The organism is Paenibacillus oryziterrae (genome assembly GCF_042610485.1).
GTDB lineage: Bacteria > Bacillota > Bacilli > Paenibacillales > Paenibacillaceae > Paenibacillus_AQ.
Genome location: NZ_JBGJZO010000004.1, coordinates 173,047 through 191,964, shown reverse-complemented (window position 1 = coordinate 191,964; position 18,918 = coordinate 173,047). Strand labels below are relative to the sequence as shown.

Sequence of the window (18,918 nt, the reverse complement as noted above, 5' to 3'; positions counted from 1 at the left end):
AGGCATTTTTTACGAAGTTGTTAAGTTTTTAACCTGTGTTTAATAATGTAGACTATCGCATATGTATGAAAATTCCTATATGCTAGTACTATCGATTCATTGTCGAATGAAGCAAGGGATTGTCGCAAAATAAGTTGTACTACTCAAAGCAGGGAGGTTGTTCGCCATAGTTATTCCGGAAGGGACCATTATTTCTTTTGCCGATGTCACTAAGCAGTATGACGATGAGGAACCGGTACTGAAAGGCGTAAGTTTTGAAATTGAGAAGGGAAAGTTCTACACACTGCTCGGACCGTCCGGCTGTGGAAAAACAACGATATTGCGCCTCATAGCGGGGTTCGCGGAGCCGACAGAGGGCTCTATTTATTTGAACGGAAAGGTCATTAACCACATTCCCGCCAATGAGCGTCAGGTTAATACGGTGTTTCAGGATTATGCTTTGTTCCCGCATTTGAACGTCTTTGAGAACATTGCCTTCGGACTTCGCATTAAGAAGCTGAAAAAAGATGTGATCACGCAGAAGGTGCAGGAAGCGCTGCGCTTCGTCAATCTGGTCGGATACGAGCAGCGTGCGATTAATGAAATGTCCGGCGGACAGCGGCAGCGTGTGGCGATTGCCCGCGCGATAGTGAATGAACCGCAGGTTCTTTTGCTGGATGAGCCTTTGTCGGCGCTGGATTTGAAGCTGCGTACAGAGATGCAGTATATTTTGCGTGAAATGCAGCAGCGTCTCGGCATTACCTTCATCTTCGTCACGCATGACCAGGAGGAAGCGCTGGCGATGTCGGACTGGATCTTTGTCATGAACAAAGGCCGAATCGAGCAGAGCGGCACGCCAAACGATATTTACGATGAGCCGATTAACCGGTTTGTTGCCGATTTCATCGGGGAATCGAATATTGTACCCGGTGTGATGATCGAGGATTATCTGGTGGAATTTAACGGTCACCGGTTTGAATGTGTGGATGCGGGCTTGAAGCCGAACGAGGCAGTAGAAATTGTGATCCGTCCCGAGGATCTGGAAATCGCTACGGTGGAGCAGGGTAAGCTGCGCGTGCGCGTGGATTCCCAGCTGTTCCGCGGTGTGCATTATGAGATTAGCTGCTATGACGAGTCAGGTCATGAATGGCTGGTTCACTCCACCCGCAAAGCGGAGGTCGGCAGCGAAATCGGACTTTATTTTGACCCTGAAGCGATTCATGTCATGAGGTTCGGTGAAACGGAGGAAGAGTTCGACAAACGTCTCGAAGCCTACAGCGGGGTGGACAGCCATGAACAGTAAGGGCCGGTCGTATTATCTCATCCCTTATTATTTGTGGATCGCGCTGTTCGTTATTGCTCCGGTGGTCCTGATTATTTATTACTCGTTATTTGATCTGGACGGTCATCTGACGCTGGACAATTACGTTAATTTCTTCACTCCGGTGTATTTGCGCATGACGCTGAATTCGTTCTGGTATGCGTTCCTGATTACGCTGTTCTCGCTCCTGGTGGCCTATCCGGCGGCGTATCTGCTCACCCGGACCAAGCATAAGCAGCTGTGGCTGCTGCTGATTATTTTGCCGACATGGATCAATCTGCTGCTCAAAACCTACGCCTTCATCGGGATCTTCGGCACCTTCGGTCCGGTCAATAATTTCTTTGATCTGATGGGGCTTGGAGAGCAGCAAATTCTGTTCACCGGCTTCAGCTTTGTGTTCGTATCGGTGTATATTTTTATACCGTTTATGATCCTGCCGATCTACAGCGCACTGGAAGAACTGAATCTGTCGCTTGTGGATGCGGCGCGTGATCTAGGTGCTTCCGGCTGGACGACGTTCCGGAGGGTTATTTTTCCGCTGACGATTTCGGGGGTGCGCTCTGGCTGTATGGCGGTGTTCATCCCGGCGCTGTCGCTGTTTATGATTACGCGCCTGATCGCAGGCAGCCGGGTTATTACGCTTGGCACCGCGATTGAGCAGCATTTTCTCGTGACGCAGGACTGGGGCATGGGCTCGACGGTTGCGGTCTTCCTCATCGCCATTATGGCGCTCTTTATGATCCTCTGGGGCGGCGCGCGGAAAGGGGTGCGGCAGTGAGAAACAAAAACGGATTCTTGAATATCTATCTGGTGCTGGTGTTCGCTGTGCTGTATGCACCGATTTTCTATCTGATGTACTACTCCTTCAATAGCGGCGGCACGATGCACGGCTTTGAAGGGTTTACGCTGGATTACTACCGTGAGGTGGTTCAGGACACGCGGCTGATTATTATCGTAATAAATACGTTGGTTATTGCGCTGCTGTCGTCGGCTATTGCGACTATTATTGCCGTGATCGGGGCGCTGGCTATTCAGCGGATACGAAACCGCCGGGCTAAAAATACGCTTTTGTCGCTGAACAATGTGCTCATCGTCAGTCCAGACGTCATTATCGGAGCCTCGTTTCTGATCCTGTTCACGATCGTCGGCATCAAGCTGGGCTTCACCTCGGTGCTGCTGTCGCATGTGGCGTTCAGTGTACCGATTGCCGTGCTGATGATTCTGCCGCATCTGCAGGAGATGAGTCCGACACTGACGGATGCCGCCCGCGATCTTGGGGCTACCCGCCGCGATGTGCTGACCAAAGTTATTTTGCCAATCATTAAGCCGGGGATCTTCAGCGGATTCTTTATGGCCCTGACCTACTCACTGGATGATTTCGCGGTAACGTTTTTTGTAACGGGGAATGGATATTCCACGCTGTCGGTTGAGATTTATTCCAGAGCAAGACAAGGGGTATCGCTATCGATCAATGCACTGTCGACCCTGATCTTCCTCTTCACCATCCTGCTCGTCACCGGATATTACTTCCTAACGCGCCGGAAAGCTCGCCCTGTCGTTATGGCTGAACCAGTGGCGGAAGCGGGGGTGCCTAGATGAAACAGCTGGTAAATACGTTTATTGCGATTTTTGTGGTGGCGTTCGCCCTGATGTATCTGGGGGCATGGATGAACTCCAATGAAGGTTATTCCGGCGGCAACACGCTGACGATCTACAACTGGGGGGATTATATCGAGCCGGAGCTCCTTGAGCAATTCGAGGCAGAGACCGGGATTACGGTGATCTACCAGACGTTTGATTCGAATGAGGCGATGCTGACCAAGGTGGAGCAGGGCGGGACGACCTTTGATGTGGTGATTCCTTCCGATTATGCCATCGACAAAATGAAGGAAGAGAACCTGCTGCTGCCGCTGGATCATAGCAAGCTGCCTAACCTAGGCAATATTGATCCGCGCTTTATGGACCTCTCCTTTGACCCTGGCAACCAGTATTCGGTACCGTATTTCTGGGGAACGGTGGGGATTATCTATAACCCCGAGATGACAAAGGGTATGGATTTCAGCAGCTGGGATTCCCTGTGGGATAAGCGGCTGAATAATAATATCTTCCTGGTGGACGGTGCGCGCGAGGTGATGGGGATGGCGTTGAACAGCCTGCACTATTCCTTAAACGACACGAACGAGGACCATCTGCTGGAAGCGCTGGAGAAGCTGAATAAGCTGTCCCCGAATGTAAAAGCGATTGTCGGCGATGAGATCAAGATGCTGCTGGCGAACGAAGAAGCTGCAGTCGGGATCGTCTGGTCCGGGGATGCGGCAGAAATTATGGACGAGAACGATAAACTGGATTACGTGGTGCCGGAGGAAGGCTCGAACAAATGGTTCGACAACATGGTTATTCCGAAGACGGCGGCCAATGTGGAAGGTGCCCACAAGTTCATCGATTTCATGCTGCGTCCGGAAGTAGCAGCCAAAAATGCCGAATACGTCGGTTATTCCACGCCGAATATGGAGGCACTGAAGCTGCTGCCGGAGGATATCTCCGGAGACACCCGTTTCTATCCGCCTGCTGAAATCACAGACCGGCTTGAGGTCTACGACAACCTCGGCAAGCGCATGCTCGCCCACTACAATGAGCTGTTCCTGAAGTTCAAGATGAATAAGAAGTAGATGGAATCTGTTGTCAGTAGGGATTTCGGTATAGACTTGTAGCTGACTGCAAGGAAGGCGGCTGAAGAGGAGCTGCTGGCTGTAAGGCGGTTGAAAGGCGGCATAACTAGTATTGTTGCCTGTTCCCGGCATTGTAGAGGAGTATCTGCACACCGATTCGGTGTGTGTGGATGCTCCTTTTTGGCGTCATCCGGCAGATTTCATGCGTTTTGACTTATGCAGGTGGCTTTACGGGTAACGTGATGCGCTGGTGTGTTGAAGACTATACTGGTGTTTGTGAGTGATCGAAGGTAGCTTCAACGTCAGTAATACGAAGTTGTAGAAGCAGACTCTATGCGTCAGAGAACAAACACTAATATTAAGAATTTTAGGTTAGTCAAAGTAATCCAGCACATTGCGGGCCAGCTCGTACCGGACGATTCGTTTGTGGTTGCCGCGGTAGGAGGGGAGGAGGCAGCCTTTGGTGCACAGCTTTTGCAGCAGTTGGACTGCTGTTTTATGGTTGATTCCGAAATGCTGCTCCACATCCTTGGGACGAACAGCCCCCGCATGCTGGATGGTCAGGCGAATGACTTCCTTCTCTGCCAGCTGAATGCGGGGTTCCGGCTGATAGCGGCTGAACACCATGCGCAGCAAGGTTATGCAAAGATCCGGGCGCTGCTGCACATCATCATAGGCAAAAGAAATCACGTTATACCCCATGGCGTGCAGGAAGGTCTCGCGATTCAGCTCACTGCAGTATTTCTGGCGGTCCATCTCCTGAACATGTGTGGCGTAGCCTTTGATTTCGATTAATAATTTCGTGTACCCTGGGAGCCAGGCGAAGTCGGCAAAATAAGATCTTCCCCGCCAGTCCGATACCTCATACTCAGGGTGCAGGTGCTCCAAATTTCCGCGCAGCGGCCACCACACATTACGGAGGAAGAGCACTTCAGCATGACGGTGTCCCCTTTCCAGCCGGCCGTGGCGTTCCCCGGTTCTCCTCGCAAGATGCTGGATCATATACGCTTCATGGGTTTCTTCAAAGTTCAACGAAATCACTCCATTCGAAAAAAATAAAAACGTCCCGTTCGCACTCGAAAGGAGTGGATACGGGACGTTCTTCGTCTCTTCAATTAGGATACGGCACAAAGCGGATGATACGGTATGACATTTATTTACTTGATGTCGATGTATATCTTTTACTTGATGCCAATGTACATTTTGTAGCTGAACACAACCTCAAGGGTCTTGCCTTGAAAATGCTGATTGACCGCGTCGCGGAATGTGGCAATGTCATTGTCTAGTTCTTCTGAGCCGAGCTTCAGGACGTTTTGGATTCCGCCTTGGCTAAGCGCTAGGCCGATATAACGCTCCGCATCGCACAGCTCGATATGATGAAACACAATCTCCCGCGTGAACGTAAAAGCTCTGCTAGCTCGGATTCTCGATAAGTGTTCGTCCTTATTCCATTTCTGTGCCTGTTCTTCTGCTGGTTGTATCCGGCCTAAGACTTCGTCGGCTTTTAGAATGAGGTGGTTATATCTCTCTTCGATCGTGTGCCGGAGTGCCGGAGGCCATACACAATCATAGGCCGCAAAGACGCCGCCATCCCGCAGAATCCGCGAAATCTCTTTCAGCGTACTTACCGGCTCCATCCAATGAAAGGACTGGGAGCAGGTAACGATGTCTGCACTCCCTGAGGGCAGGTCCAGTTGATTGGCATAACCCGGGATGAAGGAGAGTTGTGCCCCCTCGAGCTGCAATGAGGCCAGTTTATCCAATGCTTTGCCGCGCATATCCGGGTTTGGTTCGACTCCGATGACGCGGTCTGCATGGTCACTCCATAAAAAAGTGGATAAACCCGTACCACAGCCGACATCCACGACAAGCTCCGGACGGGCTCCCAGGTAATCGCCCAGCAGAGTGGTTACAAGCTGAGGCGCTTCGGGGCGGTAGCGGTCATAATCATTCGGGTATCCCAGGAAGCGGTCGATATTCGCTTTGCGGTTTCCATCCGGTATCATAAGTTACCTCCGGTGAAGGTTAATTTTAGGGCTGATATATTCGTATTAGGAAAGTGTGGGGCATAGACATCGCTGTGTAAAAAACCCGACTGAAGCATGAGTTCTATCGCAGTAATTCGGGATCAACCGCAGGGACAAGACCCTCTGCCGCGGCACGGGTAAGCAGAGAAGAAATCGCGGCATAGCCGTCTTCGCCGAGATTCATGGAGAAACTGTTCACATAGAGGTCAATATGCGACTTGGCCACTTCCGGAGACAGCTCCTGAGCATGGGCCAGCACGTAATCACGGGAAGCGGTCGGATGGTCCCAGGCATATTGCAGGGAAGTGCGAACCCAACCTGTGATAGCTTCAGAGTCCAAATCACGCCGCGCGATAATAGCACCCAGCGGAATCGGAAGACCCGTATCGCTCTCCCACCAGCTGCCCAGATCAGTCAGCATGTGCAGTCCGTAGGATGGGTAGGTAAATCGTGCTTCATGGATAACCAGACCGGCATCTATCGAACCATCCTTCACGGCAGGCATAATTTTATCAAAAGGCATGACCACAATTTCGCCGATGCCATCCGGCACATGCTGCGCTGCCCATAGGCGGAACAATAAATAGGCGGTCGAGCGTTCGCTTGGCACGGCAATCCGGCGTCCGGTGAGATCGGCTGGACGTTTGACGGATGTCGGTCCGCCACTGGTCAGCAGCAACGGGCCGCAGCCCCGGCCGAGCGCACCGCCACAAGGAAGTAATCTATACCGGTCCAGTACCCAAGGCAGGGCGGCATAGGAGATTTTCATGACTTCCGGACCTTTACCTTCAGCGGCTAGCCCGTTAGTAATATCGATATCTGCATAAGTTACGTTTAGACTCGGAGCACCTTCCACCAGACCATGAGCCAAGGCGTGAAATACGAAGGTATCGTTGGGACAAGGAGAAAAAGCAATATTAAGTTCATGAGCCGTTGTCGTCATTACAGCACCTCCAGTAATATTTCGGCTGCAGCTGTGAGCTGCTCCAGCGCTTCGCCGATCTTCCAGGCGGCCCGGTCGCGGGGACCGACCGGGTTCGAGATGGCGCGGATTTCAAGCGCCGCTATCCCCAGGGCCTTGGCGGCTACGGCGACGCCGTAGCCTTCCATGGCCTCGGCCGCGGCGCCCGGCACGCGCGCCTCCAAAGCGGCGGCCGTCACCGCTGTGCCGGTAGCCGTCGAGACCGTAAGCACGGGTCCCGTGCTTACGGCAAGCCCGGCCGCTGCCAGCGCGGCCTGCACTGCCTGCACCGTGCCGGAGTCGGCCGGCACGGACACGCTGCCGAAGCCGAGTTCGGCAGCGCTGCGGAAGCCCTCCGGCGTCTCCGCCCCGAGGTCGGCCGCAATCATCTCGCTGGCGATGACCAGCGAGCCTACAGGCGCCCGCCCGGGGAACCCGCCGCCGATCCCGGCGCTGATGACGCAGCCGTACGGTCCGGCTGCGAGAACCGCGGCGGTACCCGCCGCTGCTGCGGCAGTGCCAGCGCCTGCCGCCACAACATGGAACCTGCTGCTGCCCTTCAGCCCGCGCAGGACCGCGTCCCGCTCTGCGTCGACTGCGGTCACGATCAGCACACGCTGCTGGAGGGCTTGTCCCTCCAGAGCTCCGCATGATTCCTCCGTAGCTCCGCGTGATCCCTCCGTAGCTCCGCGTGATCCCTCCGCAGCTCCGCGTGATCCCTCCGTAGCTCCGCGTGATCCCTCCGCAGCTCCGCGTGATCGCTCCGTAGCTCCGCGTGATCCCTCCAGAGCTCCGCGTGATCTCTCCGCAGCTCCACTTGTGGAGTAATCAGAGTATGTAGTCATTCGTCCGCCTCCAATAATAGAAGTAATAATATAAGAAAGGATGTACAATCACGAGGCTGTCATCCGGTATTCGCAAGGAAAAGGATACGCCGTTTTATAGGTCAGGTCAACGTAAGGCGGCAATCAATGTGCGCTCTGCTAACCAGGAGCGTATGGCTTTCTTCCTCTTTCGTGGAGAAGTCACTCAATGCACATTGCCTCTAGAGAGTGTCTTATAAACGCAAGCAGAAAGTATAGGCTAATATATTTTCAGCCAGTGGGCTTAGAAGGCTCCACTCAGGTGGCCTTACTCAGGACTATGATCATGTCACAGGAGGTTCTACTCATTAGGCCCTACTCCAGACTCTGACCAGTCCACATTGTGATTCGGCAGATGTGCGGAGGGTATAGGACGGCATATTTAATTCTTTTTGCAGAAGCTGTTGACAAAGCCACTCCAAAGGATTATATTTATCTTAAGTTAAAGATATTTAACAGAAAGATAATTTCTTAAGGCAGCTGGAGAAATACTACATGGAGTGGAGGTGAGATCATGAACAACCTCGAAACAGCCGGACTGAATAACGGTAATGTGAACGACAAGGATGAGGCGGCATCGCTGAAATTGTTCGTTGTGTTATCCAAAGCTTACCGGAGTTTAATGGATCATGCCGTGAAGGACATGAAGAGTTACGGGTTGTCTTCCGCGGAATTCATGGTTCTTGAAGTCTTGTATCATCGTACCCGCATTCCGCTGCAGCAGATCGGTGAGAAGATCCTCGTTACCAGCGGAAGCATTACTTATAATATCGACAAGCTTGAGAATAAGGGACTGCTGAAACGTGTACCTTGCAGTGATGACCGCCGTGTCACCTATGCCGAGATCACGGAAGCGGGCCGGGAACTCTTTGATGAAATATTCCCGAAACATGTGTCATCCATTCATCATCTGATGGGCGGGCTCAGCACAGAGGAGAAGGATCAGGCGATCGATTTTTTGAAAAGACTGGGTAAAGGCGTGTAGAAGCTTCCGACACTCGCGCTTTTACTCATAGCGTACCCGCCGGGGTATGCTCAACCAGCAAATTCCGTTGTGCTGCCCAGGCTGACTAAGTGAACTGATTAAGTAGTAATTTAAGCGGTGAAAGAACTGGCTTCGTGATGTTGTTAGTAAAAGTGAAAGACCAAAAATTTTTTATCGTATATCTTAACGTTAAGATAATTAAAACCAAGAGAATGGAGAGGGTTAAAAATGGTTAGTGTAGGGTTATTATTGATGAGATTGGTTATCGGGGTTGCATTTATCGGACATGGTTCACAAAAGCTGTTTGGCTGGTTTGGAGGGTATGGCCCGAAAGGAACCGGGGGCTGGATGGAATCAGTCGGCATTAAACCCGGTGTGACAATGGCGGTGCTGGCCGGACTTATGGAACTGGTTGGGGGTTTGTTGTTTGTAGCTGGACTTCTGACTCCTGTAGCGGCGGTGCTAATTATCGCTACAATGCTCGGAGCAATCGTAAAGGTTCACGCACCGAACGGATTCTGGTCGACGGCGAATGGATTTGAGTTTCCGCTGATTCTGCTGGTCGTAGCAGCCGGATTGGCTATAGCAGGACCTGGTTCGATTTCACTTGACGCGCTGTTCTTCAACTAAGAAAGGGGATTATACTCATGACATTACAAACTGCAGGTATCCATCATATTACCGCCTTCGTGGGCGATGCACAGCGGAACGCTGATTTCTATGCCGGAATTCTTGGACTTCGGCTGGTGAAGAAGACCATTAATTTTGACGCTCCTGAGGTATATCATCTCTATTTCGGTAATGAAAGCGGCGCGCCGGGTACAATCATTACGTTCTTTCCCTGGTCAACCGGGCGTAAAGGAAGAATCGGCGGCGGTCAGGTTGGGGTAACGACTTATGCGGTGTCCCCGGGTTCTCTGGCCTTTTGGGAGCAGCGACTGGCGGCTTATAGCATCCCGGTAACTAAGGTAACCCGTATTTCGGAAAATTATCTGTCCTTTGCCGACTATGACGGGCTGCGGATTGAGCTTGTTGAGCGTGAGGAAGGTGCGCCAAGCAGCTGGACTTTCGCCGGAATTCCTGCTGAGCATGCCATTAAAGGCTTTGGCGGCGCTGTACTGTACAGCACGAATCCGCAGCACACGGCAGATACACTCAGCCGTACACTTGGCATGGAGCGTGTTGCTGAAGGCGATGGGTATATCCGCTATAGAACCTCAGCGGATCTTGGCAATATCATTGATCTGAAGGCAGAGCCGGTGCCGCATGGCTCGGGAGGCACAGGAACGGTTCACCATATTGCGTGGCGGGCCAAAGACGATGCCGAGCAACTGGAGTGGAGCCGCCAAGTACAAGGCCACGGTTATCAGCCGACTCCTGTTCAAGATCGCCAGTACTTCAACGCCATTTACTTCCGTGAGGAAGGCGGAATTCTCTTTGAAATTGCCACGGACCCTCCGGGCTTTGCCCGCGATGAAGCTCCAGAAGCACTGGGCGGCAAGCTGATGCTTCCGGCATGGTATGAACCGCACCGCAAGGATATTGAAGCCAATCTGAGCCCTTTTGAAATCCGTGAAGTCGAGGTGAAGCAAGGATGATCCATGTATTCCGGGAAGGCACGGATAAGAGCAAGCCAGTACTCGTATTATTCCACGGTACCGGAGGCAATGAACATGATCTGCTGCCGCTTGCGGAGATGCTGTCTCCCGGCTCCTCCGTACTCGGCATCCGGGGCAATGTTCTAGAGAATGGCATGCCCCGGTTCTTCCGGCGGCTCTCCGAGGGTGTATTTGATGAGGCAGACCTGATCTACCGTACGCATGAGGTGAAGAACTTCCTGGATGAGGCAGCAATTAAATACGGCTTCGATACCGAGCGTTTAACCGCAGTGGGGTATTCCAACGGCGCCAATATCGCCGGAAGCCTGCTGTTTCATTACAAGGAGGTCTTCCGCTCGGCAGTGCTGCTGCACCCTATGGTTCCGCTACGGGGATTGGAGCTTCCCTCCCTAAGCGAAGTGTCTGTCTTCATCGGGGCCGGACTGAACGACCCGCTTATCTCGCAGGAGGAGACCCGGGAGCTGGAGGAGCTGCTGCAAGGGGCGGGAGCTGAGGTGACCACCCACTGGGGCAATCAGGGGCACAGGCTGAGCACTGCGGAGGCCGAAGCGGCAAGACTTTGGCTGCAGCATAAATAACCGTGATGATATGGTCGAGCCGCTGAGTACACAGTAAAATCCTTATTTTCCATAAAAATATAAATGAAATAAGACCCGCAGAAACGGACGCTTTTCAGTTCCGATTCTGCGGGTTTTTGCTTTTGCCTAATCAGGAGCCCGCAGCTCCTTTCAGAATGTTTCGGCGGATTGTCTGGTAAAAAAAGGATTGAACCCTTCACTTCTCTTCATGTAGTATGAAAAGAATATAAAACGGCCGTCAGGTTGTTCCGGAAAGGTTGACGTAAGCCTCATGATCAAGAATTTGAATGACAGCAATGCCGCTGGCGCAGCGAAGCCCTCACGGGGCAAAAGATTGCAGCTGGCCGTAATTCTGGGGGCACTTTCCGCCATCGGGCCCTTGTCCATTGATATGTATTTACCGGCGCTGCCTGCTCTCGGCACATATTTTGATACGAGGGCTTCCTTCGTACAGCTTAGCTTGACCTTCTTTTTGATGGGACTGGCCCTTGGGCAGCTGGTGGCAGGGCCACTGAGCGATGTCTATGGGCGCCGCCGTCCGCTGCTGGTCGGAATGATGATCTATGCCATATCCTCGTTGCTATGCGCCTTTGCCCCTTCGGTTGGGGTTCTGGTAGCCTTACGGCTGATTCAGGGTCTCTCCGGTTCGGTAGGCGTAGTCATTTCCCGTGCAGCGGCCAGGGATTTGTATTCGGGCTCTGAGCTGACCCGGTTCTTTTCTCTACTCATGATCGTGAACGGGTTAGGTCCGATACTCGCCCCTGTTATCGGTGGACAATTGCTGAGATGGACCACATGGCAGGGCGTATTCGTAGTGCTGTGCGTGGCAGGCTTTCTCTTCTTCGCTACCATACTTCTGCGTTTGCCTGAGACTCTGCCGAAGGAACGACGGTCCAGCAGTGGACTGATGGGTACGGTGAGGACATTCGGAACGCTGCTCGGAAACCGCAAATTTATGGGTTTTGCCTTGTCGCAGGGGTTCGTCACCGCTGCCATGTTCGCCTACATCTCGGGTTCCTCTTTTGTCCTTCAGAATATTTACGGCGTTACGCCGCAGATGTACAGCCTGATCTTTGCCATGAACGGACTCGGGATTATTCTGACCGGTCAAATCGCCGGCAGATTATCGGTGAAGGTGGGCGAACGCAGGCTGCTGCTTAGCGGTCTCCTGCTGTGTGCGACAGGTGCCGTATTACTCCTGGTTACAGTTGCTGCCGGAGGCGGCCTTGCGCTGCTTCTGATCTGCCTGTTTGCGGTCGTTTCGAGCGTGGGCATGGTCGGTACCACCAGCTTCTCGCTGGCGATGCAGGATCAAGGTGAAACCGCAGGCAGTGCTGCTGCGCTGCTCGGCTTGCTTCCGCTGCTGCTCGGAGGTTGTGTAGCCCCGCTTGTGGGTCTTGGCAGCGGAGAGACGGCTCTTCCCATGGCATTGGTTATGGCTTCAGCGGGGCTGTGCTCGATCGGTGCCTACACTCTGCTTGTAAGAGGAGGAAGATCCTGATATGGCCCGCAAGGATATGGCGGCATTATTGCTGCTGGCACTCATTTGGGGAGCCTCTTTTTTATTCATGAGAATCGCTTCTCCGGTTTTTGGTCCGGTCTTTACGACAGAACTGCGTGTGAGTCTAGCAGCGGCTGCACTGCTGCTCTACGCCTTCCTTCGGGGAATTAAGCCGCAAATTCTGCGCCACTGGAAGGCCTTTCTGATTCTGGGCGCACTGAATGCCGCACTGCCCTTCACGCTGATCTGTATGGCAGAGCTGCATCTGAATGCATCGCTGGCAGCTATTCTTAATGCCACAACACCGATGTTCACGGCTTTGGCTGCTTGGGGTATCGGGCAGGGGAAGCCCGGGCTGGTCAAGAGCGCGGGACTGATTACCGGGCTGGCCGGTGTGGCAGTTCTGGTCGGTTTTAGTCCTGTGCCTCTGGAGGGAGCTATTCTATATTCGGTTATTTTCTCGCTAGGCGCAGCCTTGTCCTATGGCTTCGGCGGTCTATATGCTTCGCATGCGGGCAAAGGCGTAGAGCCGCTTACGCTTGCCATCGGACAACAGCTTGGAGCCAGTATTGTGCTGCTGCCGCTGGCGGTAATCTTTGCGCCGCATGAGCTTCCGTCTGCCCCAGCGGTCTACTCCGTAGCCGGATTGTCTCTGCTCTGCACCTCGGTAGCCTATCTGATTTATTTCCGGCTGATCCGGAATGTCGGTGCGGTCAAGACAGTTACGGTAACGTTCCTCGTTCCGATATTCGGCATCCTGTGGGGGGTTCTTTTCCTGAAGGAGTCTCTGTATGTGAACACCGTGATTGGACTGGCTATTATTCTGCTCAGTGTGACTTTAGTGAACCGTAAAGACCGTACCCGGACGTAAGCACAGTATAGTCTCTCTTTGCTTTCAGCAAACTTTCAGCGGGTTTTAACGTATCCGGCTCCTTTAGGCTCTATATTGGAGTATGGAAGGAGGGACAACCATGAGCATATCGTCGATTTCCGGTACAAACGCTGCTGCTTATATTTCAGCATCATCCGGCACAAGCGAAACAGATTTGCTGGAGAAGCAACTGACCAAGCTGAAGGCAGATCTGGAGAAGGTTGATTCCAGTAAAGACAGTGACAAGGCAAAGGAAGCCAAAAAGAAACAGATCGAACAGCAGATTAAAACACTGGAGGCGCAGATCGCTGAGAAGAGTAAGAATTCATCTTCTGAGAGTGCTGCGGCACAGCAGGCTCCGCCACCACCACCTCCCGGGGGCAAACCGCTTACCGCAGCCAGTCCTGCGGAAATAGGTTCAGCAACAACAAACAGTGAAGGCCGATTTGATATTCGAATCTAAATGTGAGTGCTCCGCAAACCTTATAATAGGGTGCCGGGGCACTTTTTACGTTGTTGCTTAACCCTAGCACACTCCCTATACATCCCGGAATCCTCTGCATCTTGCATTAGGGTTCATTTTTGTATACGCTTTAATTATCTTGCGAACGTTCAATAACAGGAGGATGAGAGATGAATTACCGTCAGCTCGGGGATACAGGAATATCGATAAGTGAAGTTAGTTTCGGCACATGGGCCATCGGTGGCAGTTGGGGAGCTTCCAGCGACACCGAAGCGCTTAAAGGTCTTGCGAAAGCCATGGATAGCGGCGTTAATTTTTTTGATACAGCTGATGTTTACGGCGGGGGACATGCAGAGAAGCTGCTGGCTCAGGCGACCAAGGGTAAAGAGGATACCGTACATATTGCTACCAAGTTTTGCCGTGCCGGAGATATCCATGATTACAGCACTTATTCGGAGGAGTCAGTCAGACAGTATTGTGAGCAAAGCTTGAAGCGGCTGGAGCGCGAAGCTATCGATCTGTATCAGATTCATTGCCCGCCGCTTGAGATTCTGAAGGATGGCCGGGTATTTGAGGTGCTGGACAAGCTGCAGGCTGAGGGTAAAATCCGCCATTACGGCGTAAGCGTGGAGACCGTAGAAGAAGGGTTGTTCTGTTTAGGAGTACCAGGAGTCAAGGCGCTGCAGGTTATCTTCAATCTGTTCCGTCAAAAACCAGCTGCAGAGCTGCTGCCGCAGGCGAAAGCGAACGGAACGGGTATCCTGGTCAGACTGCCGCTGGCCAGCGGGCTGCTGACAGGCAAGTTCTCGGCAAACAGCACGTTTGCTGCCGATGACCACCGCAATTTCAATGCGAATGGGGAGCAGTTTAACGTAGGAGAGACCTTCGCCGGACTGCCTTTTGCCAAGGGTGTGGAGCTGGCAGAGGAACTGAGATGGATATCCGAAGGACGGGGAGATATGGCCCGGGCGTCCATGCGCTGGATACTGGATCATCCGGAGGTTAGCTGCATCATCCCGGGCTTCAAGAATGAATCGCAGGTTAACGATAACCTTGGCGCGGCCGAGGTACCTTCCTTTAGTGCTGCGGACAAAGAGAAGCTCGAAACGTTCTACCGCGAGCAGGTTGCACAGCATATCAGAGGACCTTACTAAACGCGGTTATTCAGAGAATCAGCCAAGTCGGTATCGTGTGATGCGGGGCTGACGATCTGATCTGGATCGAAAAATAAACTTCCCTGGATAACCGGAGCCCCGTGCTCGGTACCCAGGGGAGCTTGTAAAAAGACGCCCTGAGCATCATAAGGGCGTCTTTTTTTGGATGACCCATTGCCGTAGTTCTTCCTAGACGTGATCCGGAAGAGCCCACACAGAAACACTGCCGCCTTTAACGGTAAATGTGGCCCAGCCGTCCTCACCAATCGTGATTTCTTCTTCTCGGTTCCCGGTCATGTCAGTCCAGACTTCACCGGCCCGGTGCTCACCTGCGAACATTCGCTTCTCACCGTCATCGCCATTTGAGATCACGACCGCACAGCCGGAGCTTTTGAATTCTTCTACTCCGCTGCGAATCCAGCCGATCGTATTAGGATGATCGAAATAGTCCGTTTGTTCGCCGTATGCCTTGTGATAACGGGCGGAGAGCAGCGGGTCGATGACAGACTTTTTACTCTCGATAGGTTCGGGACCACCAATTCCATAGTAGTCGCCGTAGAAGACCACGGGATACCCATCCCTGCGGAGCAGAATCAGCGCATAGGCGCTTGGTTTGAACCAGTCGCCTACCCAGGACTCAAGCGCTTCATGCGGCTGGGAGTCGTGATTGTCTACGAAAGTAACGGCATTGGACGGATGTGTCTGGACCAGAGTATCATTGAATATCTGTGACAAGTTGAAATCTCTTCCTGCGAGAGAAGCGGAATACAGCTTATAATGCAGCGAGACGTCGAATAAATCGATTTGGTAATCCACGGTATTCAGAAACTCGCGGCAGGCCTCCAGATTAGGATTCCAGAATTCCCCGACAATGTAGAAGTCCTCACCGCGTTTCTTGGTCATCTCTGCCGTGAATTCCTTGATGAAATCATGGTTGATATGCTTGATGGCATCGAGGCGGTAGCCGCTGCACTGCAGCGTATCCACCAGCCATTTGCCCCAATCCATCATTTCTCTCCGTACGTCCGGATGACTGTAGTCGATGTTAGCGAACATCAGATAATCATAGTTGCCGAATTCACTGTCTACATTCTCGTTCCAGGTCTTGTTCTCTCCTGCAATCCGGAAGACGCCGCTGCGGGCTCCTTTGGCATCGTAGTCAGTGCCGTTGAAGTGGTTGAAATCCCACTTGAAGGAGGAGTATTCGTCTCCCCGGCCCGGGAAGGTGAACTTCGTCCAGCCCTCAATTTCGAACGGTTCGGAAATTTCCTTGGTCCGGTCGTGGGGATCGACCTCAATGACCTGGAACACTTCGGTTTCATCGGCTCCGGCCTTGTGGTTCATTACAAGATCAACGTAGACGGCGATACCGTTTTTCTGACATTCGGCAATGGCTTCGATCAATTCCTGCTTTGTTCCGTATTTGGTGCGGACTGTACCCTTCTGGTCAAATTCGCCAAGGTCATACAAGTCATAAACCCCATATCCGGTGTCTTCTCCAGACACGGCTTTAGTTACCGGCGGGACCCAGACCGAATCGATTCCGGAAGCCTTCAGCTCCGGCGCCATTTGGCTTAATAACTTCCAGTGATTCCCGTCAGCAGGCAAATGCCACTCGAAAAATTGCATCATCGTATGGTTACGTTTCATATTATTGCGGCCTCCTTCAGGCAACCCTATGTAAATAGGATAGTATGGTTCAAAAAAGTTCCAGCTGCAGCGGAGCGGTTCCGCGGTCCTCTTGGCCTAACATGGCTTGCAGCTCTTTGGCATTATCAGTAGCATCGCCGCCTGAGTTATTGTTAAACACGACATAAATATTTTTGGAGGATTTCTCAAGCAGCAGCAGGCGATCGCGCCACTCTCCCAGTTCCTCGGTGCTGTAACGGTACAAATATCGAAGCTTACGCCATTCCGGGTGGCTGCTCTGATGCCAGCCCTTGGCATTGCGGCCGTGCATTCGCACGTAGGTGATCTCCGGCGATGTCGCTGTCGGAATAATAGGTACCGTGCCGGGTCCGGCTTGTGGTTCATCCACAACGGTATGAATCCAACCCTCCCGTTCCATGAGCTGAAGTGTCTTGGCCTCGAATTCGGGGCTGTACCAGCTGCTGTTGCGGAACTCCAGTGCGCAGGGTACGTCCAGCATCCATTCTCTTGTCTCTTGCAGGATCTCCACATTCTGCCGGGTGCAGTCAAACCAGGGCGGGAATTGGAAGAGAACCATGGAAAGTTTGCCTGCGCTGATTACGGGCTCGATCGAGATATGGAAGGCTTTGAACATGTCCTCTTTGGTATCGAAATAGTTTCTCTTGCCGCGAAGATGCCCGGTCATGCCCTGATAAGCTTTGACGATAAAATGAAAGTCTTCGGGTGTCTGACTTACCCATTTCACATAATTGCGGACCGGTTGAACGGCATAGAAAGAGCTGTCAATCTCCACGATGGTGAAATGGGCGCTGTAGGTAGGCAGCCGCTCGGCAGGTTTGATCTTGCCGTACAGCTCCTCGTGATCGCTGAAGCCGGTCAGTCCTATTTTGATCACATGCATCCCTCCTTCCTCAGTTCTCGTGATCCGATACAGGTTCAGCTATCTCTTATTAAACGGAAAGACACCCCTGAAAAACAGGGGCAGTTGATTAATCTGTCATATTAATGCAACATGAAACTAACGAGGATAAAGGAGAGCTAAATATGGAGCACAAGTTTCAGCAGCTTAGTCCACACGTATTTATGATGCACGCCGAGCATGAGACGGATCGTCCAATACTCTCGGCAATAATGGGGGAGCGGCGTACACTTCTAATGGATGCGGGTAATTCTCCTGTGCATGCAGAGCTGTTCCGGCAGGAATTGAACCGGAGAGGGTTCAGGCAACCGGATATTCTAGCATTGACCCATTGGCACTGGGACCATACCTTTGGGATGTCGGCCTGGGATATACCGGTGGTAGCCCATGAGGGGACTGCCCAAGCCCTGGGTGCCTTAGCCGGACTGGACGGGTCTGATGAGAGCCTTAACAGGTTAGCGGGGGAAGGTGTAATCAGTGAACAAAGTGTTGCGCATATTGCTTTGGAATATGGCGAGAATCGTTCCATTCGTGTAGTTGAGCCTGACATCCTTTTCCGGGATCGAATCAGTATTGATCTGGGCGGCATCTCCTGTGAGCTTGTCCATGTGGGTGGTGACCATTCAGGCGATTCCTGTTTCTTGTATGTGAAGGAGGAACAGATATTATTCCTGGGTGATGCGTTAGGCCCTTCCGTGTACGGCGGTCCGCGCAAATACAGCAGCACCGGCTTCCTGGGTCTGCTCGCCCGGGCGTATGGTTATCGTGCAGAGTGGTACGTGGAATCGCATGGTATTCCAATGAATGAAGAAGATTTCAGGAAGGATCTGGACGCCTGGGAACGGCTTGCCCGTATTGTGGATGTGTTCGGGCGCGACCGCGACCGGGTTATCCTTGAACTCAAGGCCTACTTAAAGCTTGATGAGCTACCGAAGGACCTGGAACAAGGCCTGGAATATTTTATGGCCGGGGTGTGATTTCAGCAGAATGCTGATCTGCAGGCAGGTCTTTGTCAAAGGTATTTGAATAAACAGATCCGTAGTTAAAATAGTACATGGACTCCCCTTCCGCAGGTTGATATGAACGCGGAAGGGGAGTTTTTAATTCGATAACAGGCATACATGCATGACTATAGGCTTGCAGAATCTGATTTCCTCCAGTGTTTTGCCCGATAGCGTGGAAAGTAATCTTACCTGCATATCCGTTCTTCGTCGCATTTTGAACATAATCTACATGACCGCTAGACAAAATGACGGAAATTAGCATGAGGTATTTTACTCTTTGTCTAGTGTGAGTGGGAAGTGCACAGTGTAACATGTTAGTTAAAGCTACACGGGTATTTCGGTTAAGTGCAAATT

The 18,918-nt window shown here is 52.3% G+C and carries 20 protein-coding genes; 13 read left to right on the top strand and 7 right to left on the bottom strand.

Annotated elements, in window-relative coordinates; genetic code table 11:
* Positions 1-172: 172 nt before the first annotated feature.
* From ACAN55_RS07490 to ACAN55_RS07475, 4 genes are read left to right on the top strand one after another with little or no spacing between them, the layout of a single operon-like run.
* The gene (locus ACAN55_RS07490; protein WP_379130364.1) at positions 173-1,282 is read left to right on the top strand and encodes an ABC transporter ATP-binding protein; all 1,110 of its coding nucleotides are present in this window, start codon (positions 173-175) and stop codon (positions 1,280-1,282) included.
* Positions 1,272-2,078 (top strand): ABC transporter permease, encoded by an 807-nt coding sequence (locus tag ACAN55_RS07485; protein WP_379130245.1) that lies wholly within the window; start codon positions 1,272-1,274, stop codon positions 2,076-2,078. The genes ACAN55_RS07490 and ACAN55_RS07485 overlap by 11 nt, the downstream gene beginning before the upstream one ends.
* Entirely contained in the window at positions 2,075-2,899 is an 825-nt protein-coding gene (locus ACAN55_RS07480) for an ABC transporter permease (protein ID WP_379130242.1), read from the top strand. The genes ACAN55_RS07485 and ACAN55_RS07480 overlap by 4 nt, the downstream gene beginning before the upstream one ends.
* The gene (locus ACAN55_RS07475; protein ID WP_379130240.1) at positions 2,896-3,969 is read left to right on the top strand and encodes an ABC transporter substrate-binding protein; all 1,074 of its coding nucleotides are present in this window, start codon (positions 2,896-2,898) and stop codon (positions 3,967-3,969) included. The genes ACAN55_RS07480 and ACAN55_RS07475 overlap by 4 nt, the downstream gene beginning before the upstream one ends.
* A 372-nt stretch (positions 3,970-4,341) precedes the next feature.
* Here the strand turns inward: ACAN55_RS07475 and ACAN55_RS07470 are convergent, their stop codons facing one another.
* The 4 genes from ACAN55_RS07470 to ACAN55_RS07455 all read right to left on the bottom strand — a co-directional run bounded on the left by ACAN55_RS07470 (position 4,342) and on the right by ACAN55_RS07455 (position 7,598).
* Positions 4,342-5,001 (bottom strand): DUF559 domain-containing protein, encoded by a 660-nt coding sequence (locus ACAN55_RS07470; RefSeq protein WP_379130238.1) that lies wholly within the window; start codon positions 4,999-5,001, stop codon positions 4,342-4,344.
* A 149-nt stretch (positions 5,002-5,150) separates the two neighbouring features.
* The gene (locus ACAN55_RS07465; protein ID WP_379130235.1) at positions 5,151-5,975 is read right to left on the bottom strand and encodes a class I SAM-dependent methyltransferase; all 825 of its coding nucleotides are present in this window, start codon (positions 5,973-5,975) and stop codon (positions 5,151-5,153) included.
* A 103-nt stretch (positions 5,976-6,078) separates the two neighbouring features.
* Entirely contained in the window at positions 6,079-6,939 is an 861-nt protein-coding gene (locus ACAN55_RS07460) for a 1,4-dihydroxy-6-naphtoate synthase (RefSeq protein WP_379130232.1), read from the bottom strand.
* Positions 6,939-7,598: a futalosine hydrolase gene (locus ACAN55_RS07455; RefSeq protein ID WP_379130361.1), complete on the bottom strand. Its 660-nt coding sequence runs from the start codon at positions 7,596-7,598 to the stop codon at positions 6,939-6,941. The genes ACAN55_RS07460 and ACAN55_RS07455 overlap by 1 nt, the downstream gene beginning before the upstream one ends.
* 736 nt (positions 7,599-8,334) lie before the next feature.
* Here ACAN55_RS07455 and ACAN55_RS07450 point away from each other — a divergent pair.
* The 8 genes from ACAN55_RS07450 to ACAN55_RS07415 all read left to right on the top strand — a co-directional run bounded on the left by ACAN55_RS07450 (position 8,335) and on the right by ACAN55_RS07415 (position 14,991).
* On the top strand, positions 8,335-8,805 hold the full coding sequence (locus tag ACAN55_RS07450) for a MarR family winged helix-turn-helix transcriptional regulator (protein WP_379130229.1): 471 nt from the start codon (positions 8,335-8,337) through the stop codon (positions 8,803-8,805).
* A gap of 228 nt (positions 8,806-9,033) precedes the next feature.
* Entirely contained in the window at positions 9,034-9,435 is a 402-nt protein-coding gene (locus ACAN55_RS07445; RefSeq protein ID WP_379130226.1) for a DoxX family protein, read from the top strand.
* Between the two features lie 17 nt (positions 9,436-9,452).
* The gene (locus ACAN55_RS07440) at positions 9,453-10,403 is read left to right on the top strand and encodes a ring-cleaving dioxygenase (protein WP_379130223.1); all 951 of its coding nucleotides are present in this window, start codon (positions 9,453-9,455) and stop codon (positions 10,401-10,403) included.
* Positions 10,400-11,002 carry an alpha/beta hydrolase gene (locus ACAN55_RS07435; protein WP_379130220.1) on the top strand — a complete coding sequence of 201 codons (603 nt, stop codon included), beginning with the start codon at positions 10,400-10,402 and terminating at the stop codon, positions 11,000-11,002. The genes ACAN55_RS07440 and ACAN55_RS07435 overlap by 4 nt, the downstream gene beginning before the upstream one ends.
* A gap of 271 nt (positions 11,003-11,273) precedes the next feature.
* Positions 11,274-12,503 carry a multidrug effflux MFS transporter gene (locus ACAN55_RS07430; RefSeq protein WP_379130217.1) on the top strand — a complete coding sequence of 410 codons (1,230 nt, stop codon included), beginning with the start codon at positions 11,274-11,276 and terminating at the stop codon, positions 12,501-12,503.
* 1 nt (position 12,504) lies between these two features.
* Entirely contained in the window at positions 12,505-13,374 is an 870-nt protein-coding gene (locus tag ACAN55_RS07425) for a DMT family transporter (RefSeq protein ID WP_379130214.1), read from the top strand.
* A gap of 100 nt (positions 13,375-13,474) precedes the next feature.
* Complete coding sequence (locus ACAN55_RS07420) at positions 13,475-13,837, top strand: FlxA-like family protein (RefSeq protein ID WP_379130211.1); 363 nt, start codon at positions 13,475-13,477, stop codon at positions 13,835-13,837.
* 170 nt (positions 13,838-14,007) lie between these two features.
* A complete protein-coding gene (locus ACAN55_RS07415) occupies positions 14,008-14,991 on the top strand; it encodes an aldo/keto reductase (RefSeq protein ID WP_379130208.1) in 984 nt (327 codons plus the stop codon).
* Between the two features lie 189 nt (positions 14,992-15,180).
* Here the strand turns inward: ACAN55_RS07415 and ACAN55_RS07410 are convergent, their stop codons facing one another.
* Positions 15,181-16,641, bottom strand: a complete 1,461-nt coding sequence (locus ACAN55_RS07410; RefSeq protein ID WP_379130205.1) for an alpha-amylase — start codon at positions 16,639-16,641, stop codon at positions 15,181-15,183.
* A 49-nt stretch (positions 16,642-16,690) separates the two neighbouring features.
* Entirely contained in the window at positions 16,691-17,536 is an 846-nt protein-coding gene (locus tag ACAN55_RS07405; protein ID WP_379130203.1) for a DUF72 domain-containing protein, read from the bottom strand.
* Between the two features lie 149 nt (positions 17,537-17,685).
* Between ACAN55_RS07405 and ACAN55_RS07400 the strand changes: the two genes are divergently transcribed.
* Positions 17,686-18,537, top strand: a complete 852-nt coding sequence (locus tag ACAN55_RS07400; protein ID WP_379130200.1) for an MBL fold metallo-hydrolase — start codon at positions 17,686-17,688, stop codon at positions 18,535-18,537.
* Here the strand turns inward: ACAN55_RS07400 and ACAN55_RS07395 are convergent.
* A complete protein-coding gene (locus ACAN55_RS07395; protein WP_379130198.1) occupies positions 18,521-18,826 on the bottom strand; it encodes a hypothetical protein in 306 nt (101 codons plus the stop codon). The two genes, ACAN55_RS07400 and ACAN55_RS07395, sit on opposite strands and share 17 nt — an antisense overlap.
* Positions 18,827-18,918: the final 92 nt, after the last annotated feature.

Coding starts and splice junctions, on each gene's coding strand:
- ACAN55_RS07440 (WP_379130223.1), top strand. CDS start 9,453: ATGACATTACAAACTGCAGGTATCCATCATATTACCGCCTTCGTGGGC.
- ACAN55_RS07465 (WP_379130235.1), bottom strand. CDS start 5,975: ATGATACCGGATGGAAACCGCAAAGCGAATATCGACCGCTTCCTGGGA.
- ACAN55_RS07445 (WP_379130226.1), top strand. CDS start 9,034: ATGGTTAGTGTAGGGTTATTATTGATGAGATTGGTTATCGGGGTTGCA.
- ACAN55_RS07420 (WP_379130211.1), top strand. CDS start 13,475: ATGAGCATATCGTCGATTTCCGGTACAAACGCTGCTGCTTATATTTCA.
- ACAN55_RS07430 (WP_379130217.1), top strand. CDS start 11,274: ATGATCAAGAATTTGAATGACAGCAATGCCGCTGGCGCAGCGAAGCCC.
- ACAN55_RS07415 (WP_379130208.1), top strand. CDS start 14,008: ATGAATTACCGTCAGCTCGGGGATACAGGAATATCGATAAGTGAAGTT.
- ACAN55_RS07435 (WP_379130220.1), top strand. CDS start 10,400: ATGATCCATGTATTCCGGGAAGGCACGGATAAGAGCAAGCCAGTACTC.
- ACAN55_RS07395 (WP_379130198.1), bottom strand. CDS start 18,826: ATGCTAATTTCCGTCATTTTGTCTAGCGGTCATGTAGATTATGTTCAA.
- ACAN55_RS07410 (WP_379130205.1), bottom strand. CDS start 16,641: ATGAAACGTAACCATACGATGATGCAATTTTTCGAGTGGCATTTGCCT.
- ACAN55_RS07485 (WP_379130245.1), top strand. CDS start 1,272: ATGAACAGTAAGGGCCGGTCGTATTATCTCATCCCTTATTATTTGTGG.
- ACAN55_RS07475 (WP_379130240.1), top strand. CDS start 2,896: ATGAAACAGCTGGTAAATACGTTTATTGCGATTTTTGTGGTGGCGTTC.
- ACAN55_RS07425 (WP_379130214.1), top strand. CDS start 12,505: ATGGCCCGCAAGGATATGGCGGCATTATTGCTGCTGGCACTCATTTGG.
- ACAN55_RS07400 (WP_379130200.1), top strand. CDS start 17,686: ATGGAGCACAAGTTTCAGCAGCTTAGTCCACACGTATTTATGATGCAC.
- ACAN55_RS07460 (WP_379130232.1), bottom strand. CDS start 6,939: ATGACGACAACGGCTCATGAACTTAATATTGCTTTTTCTCCTTGTCCC.
- ACAN55_RS07450 (WP_379130229.1), top strand. CDS start 8,335: ATGAACAACCTCGAAACAGCCGGACTGAATAACGGTAATGTGAACGAC.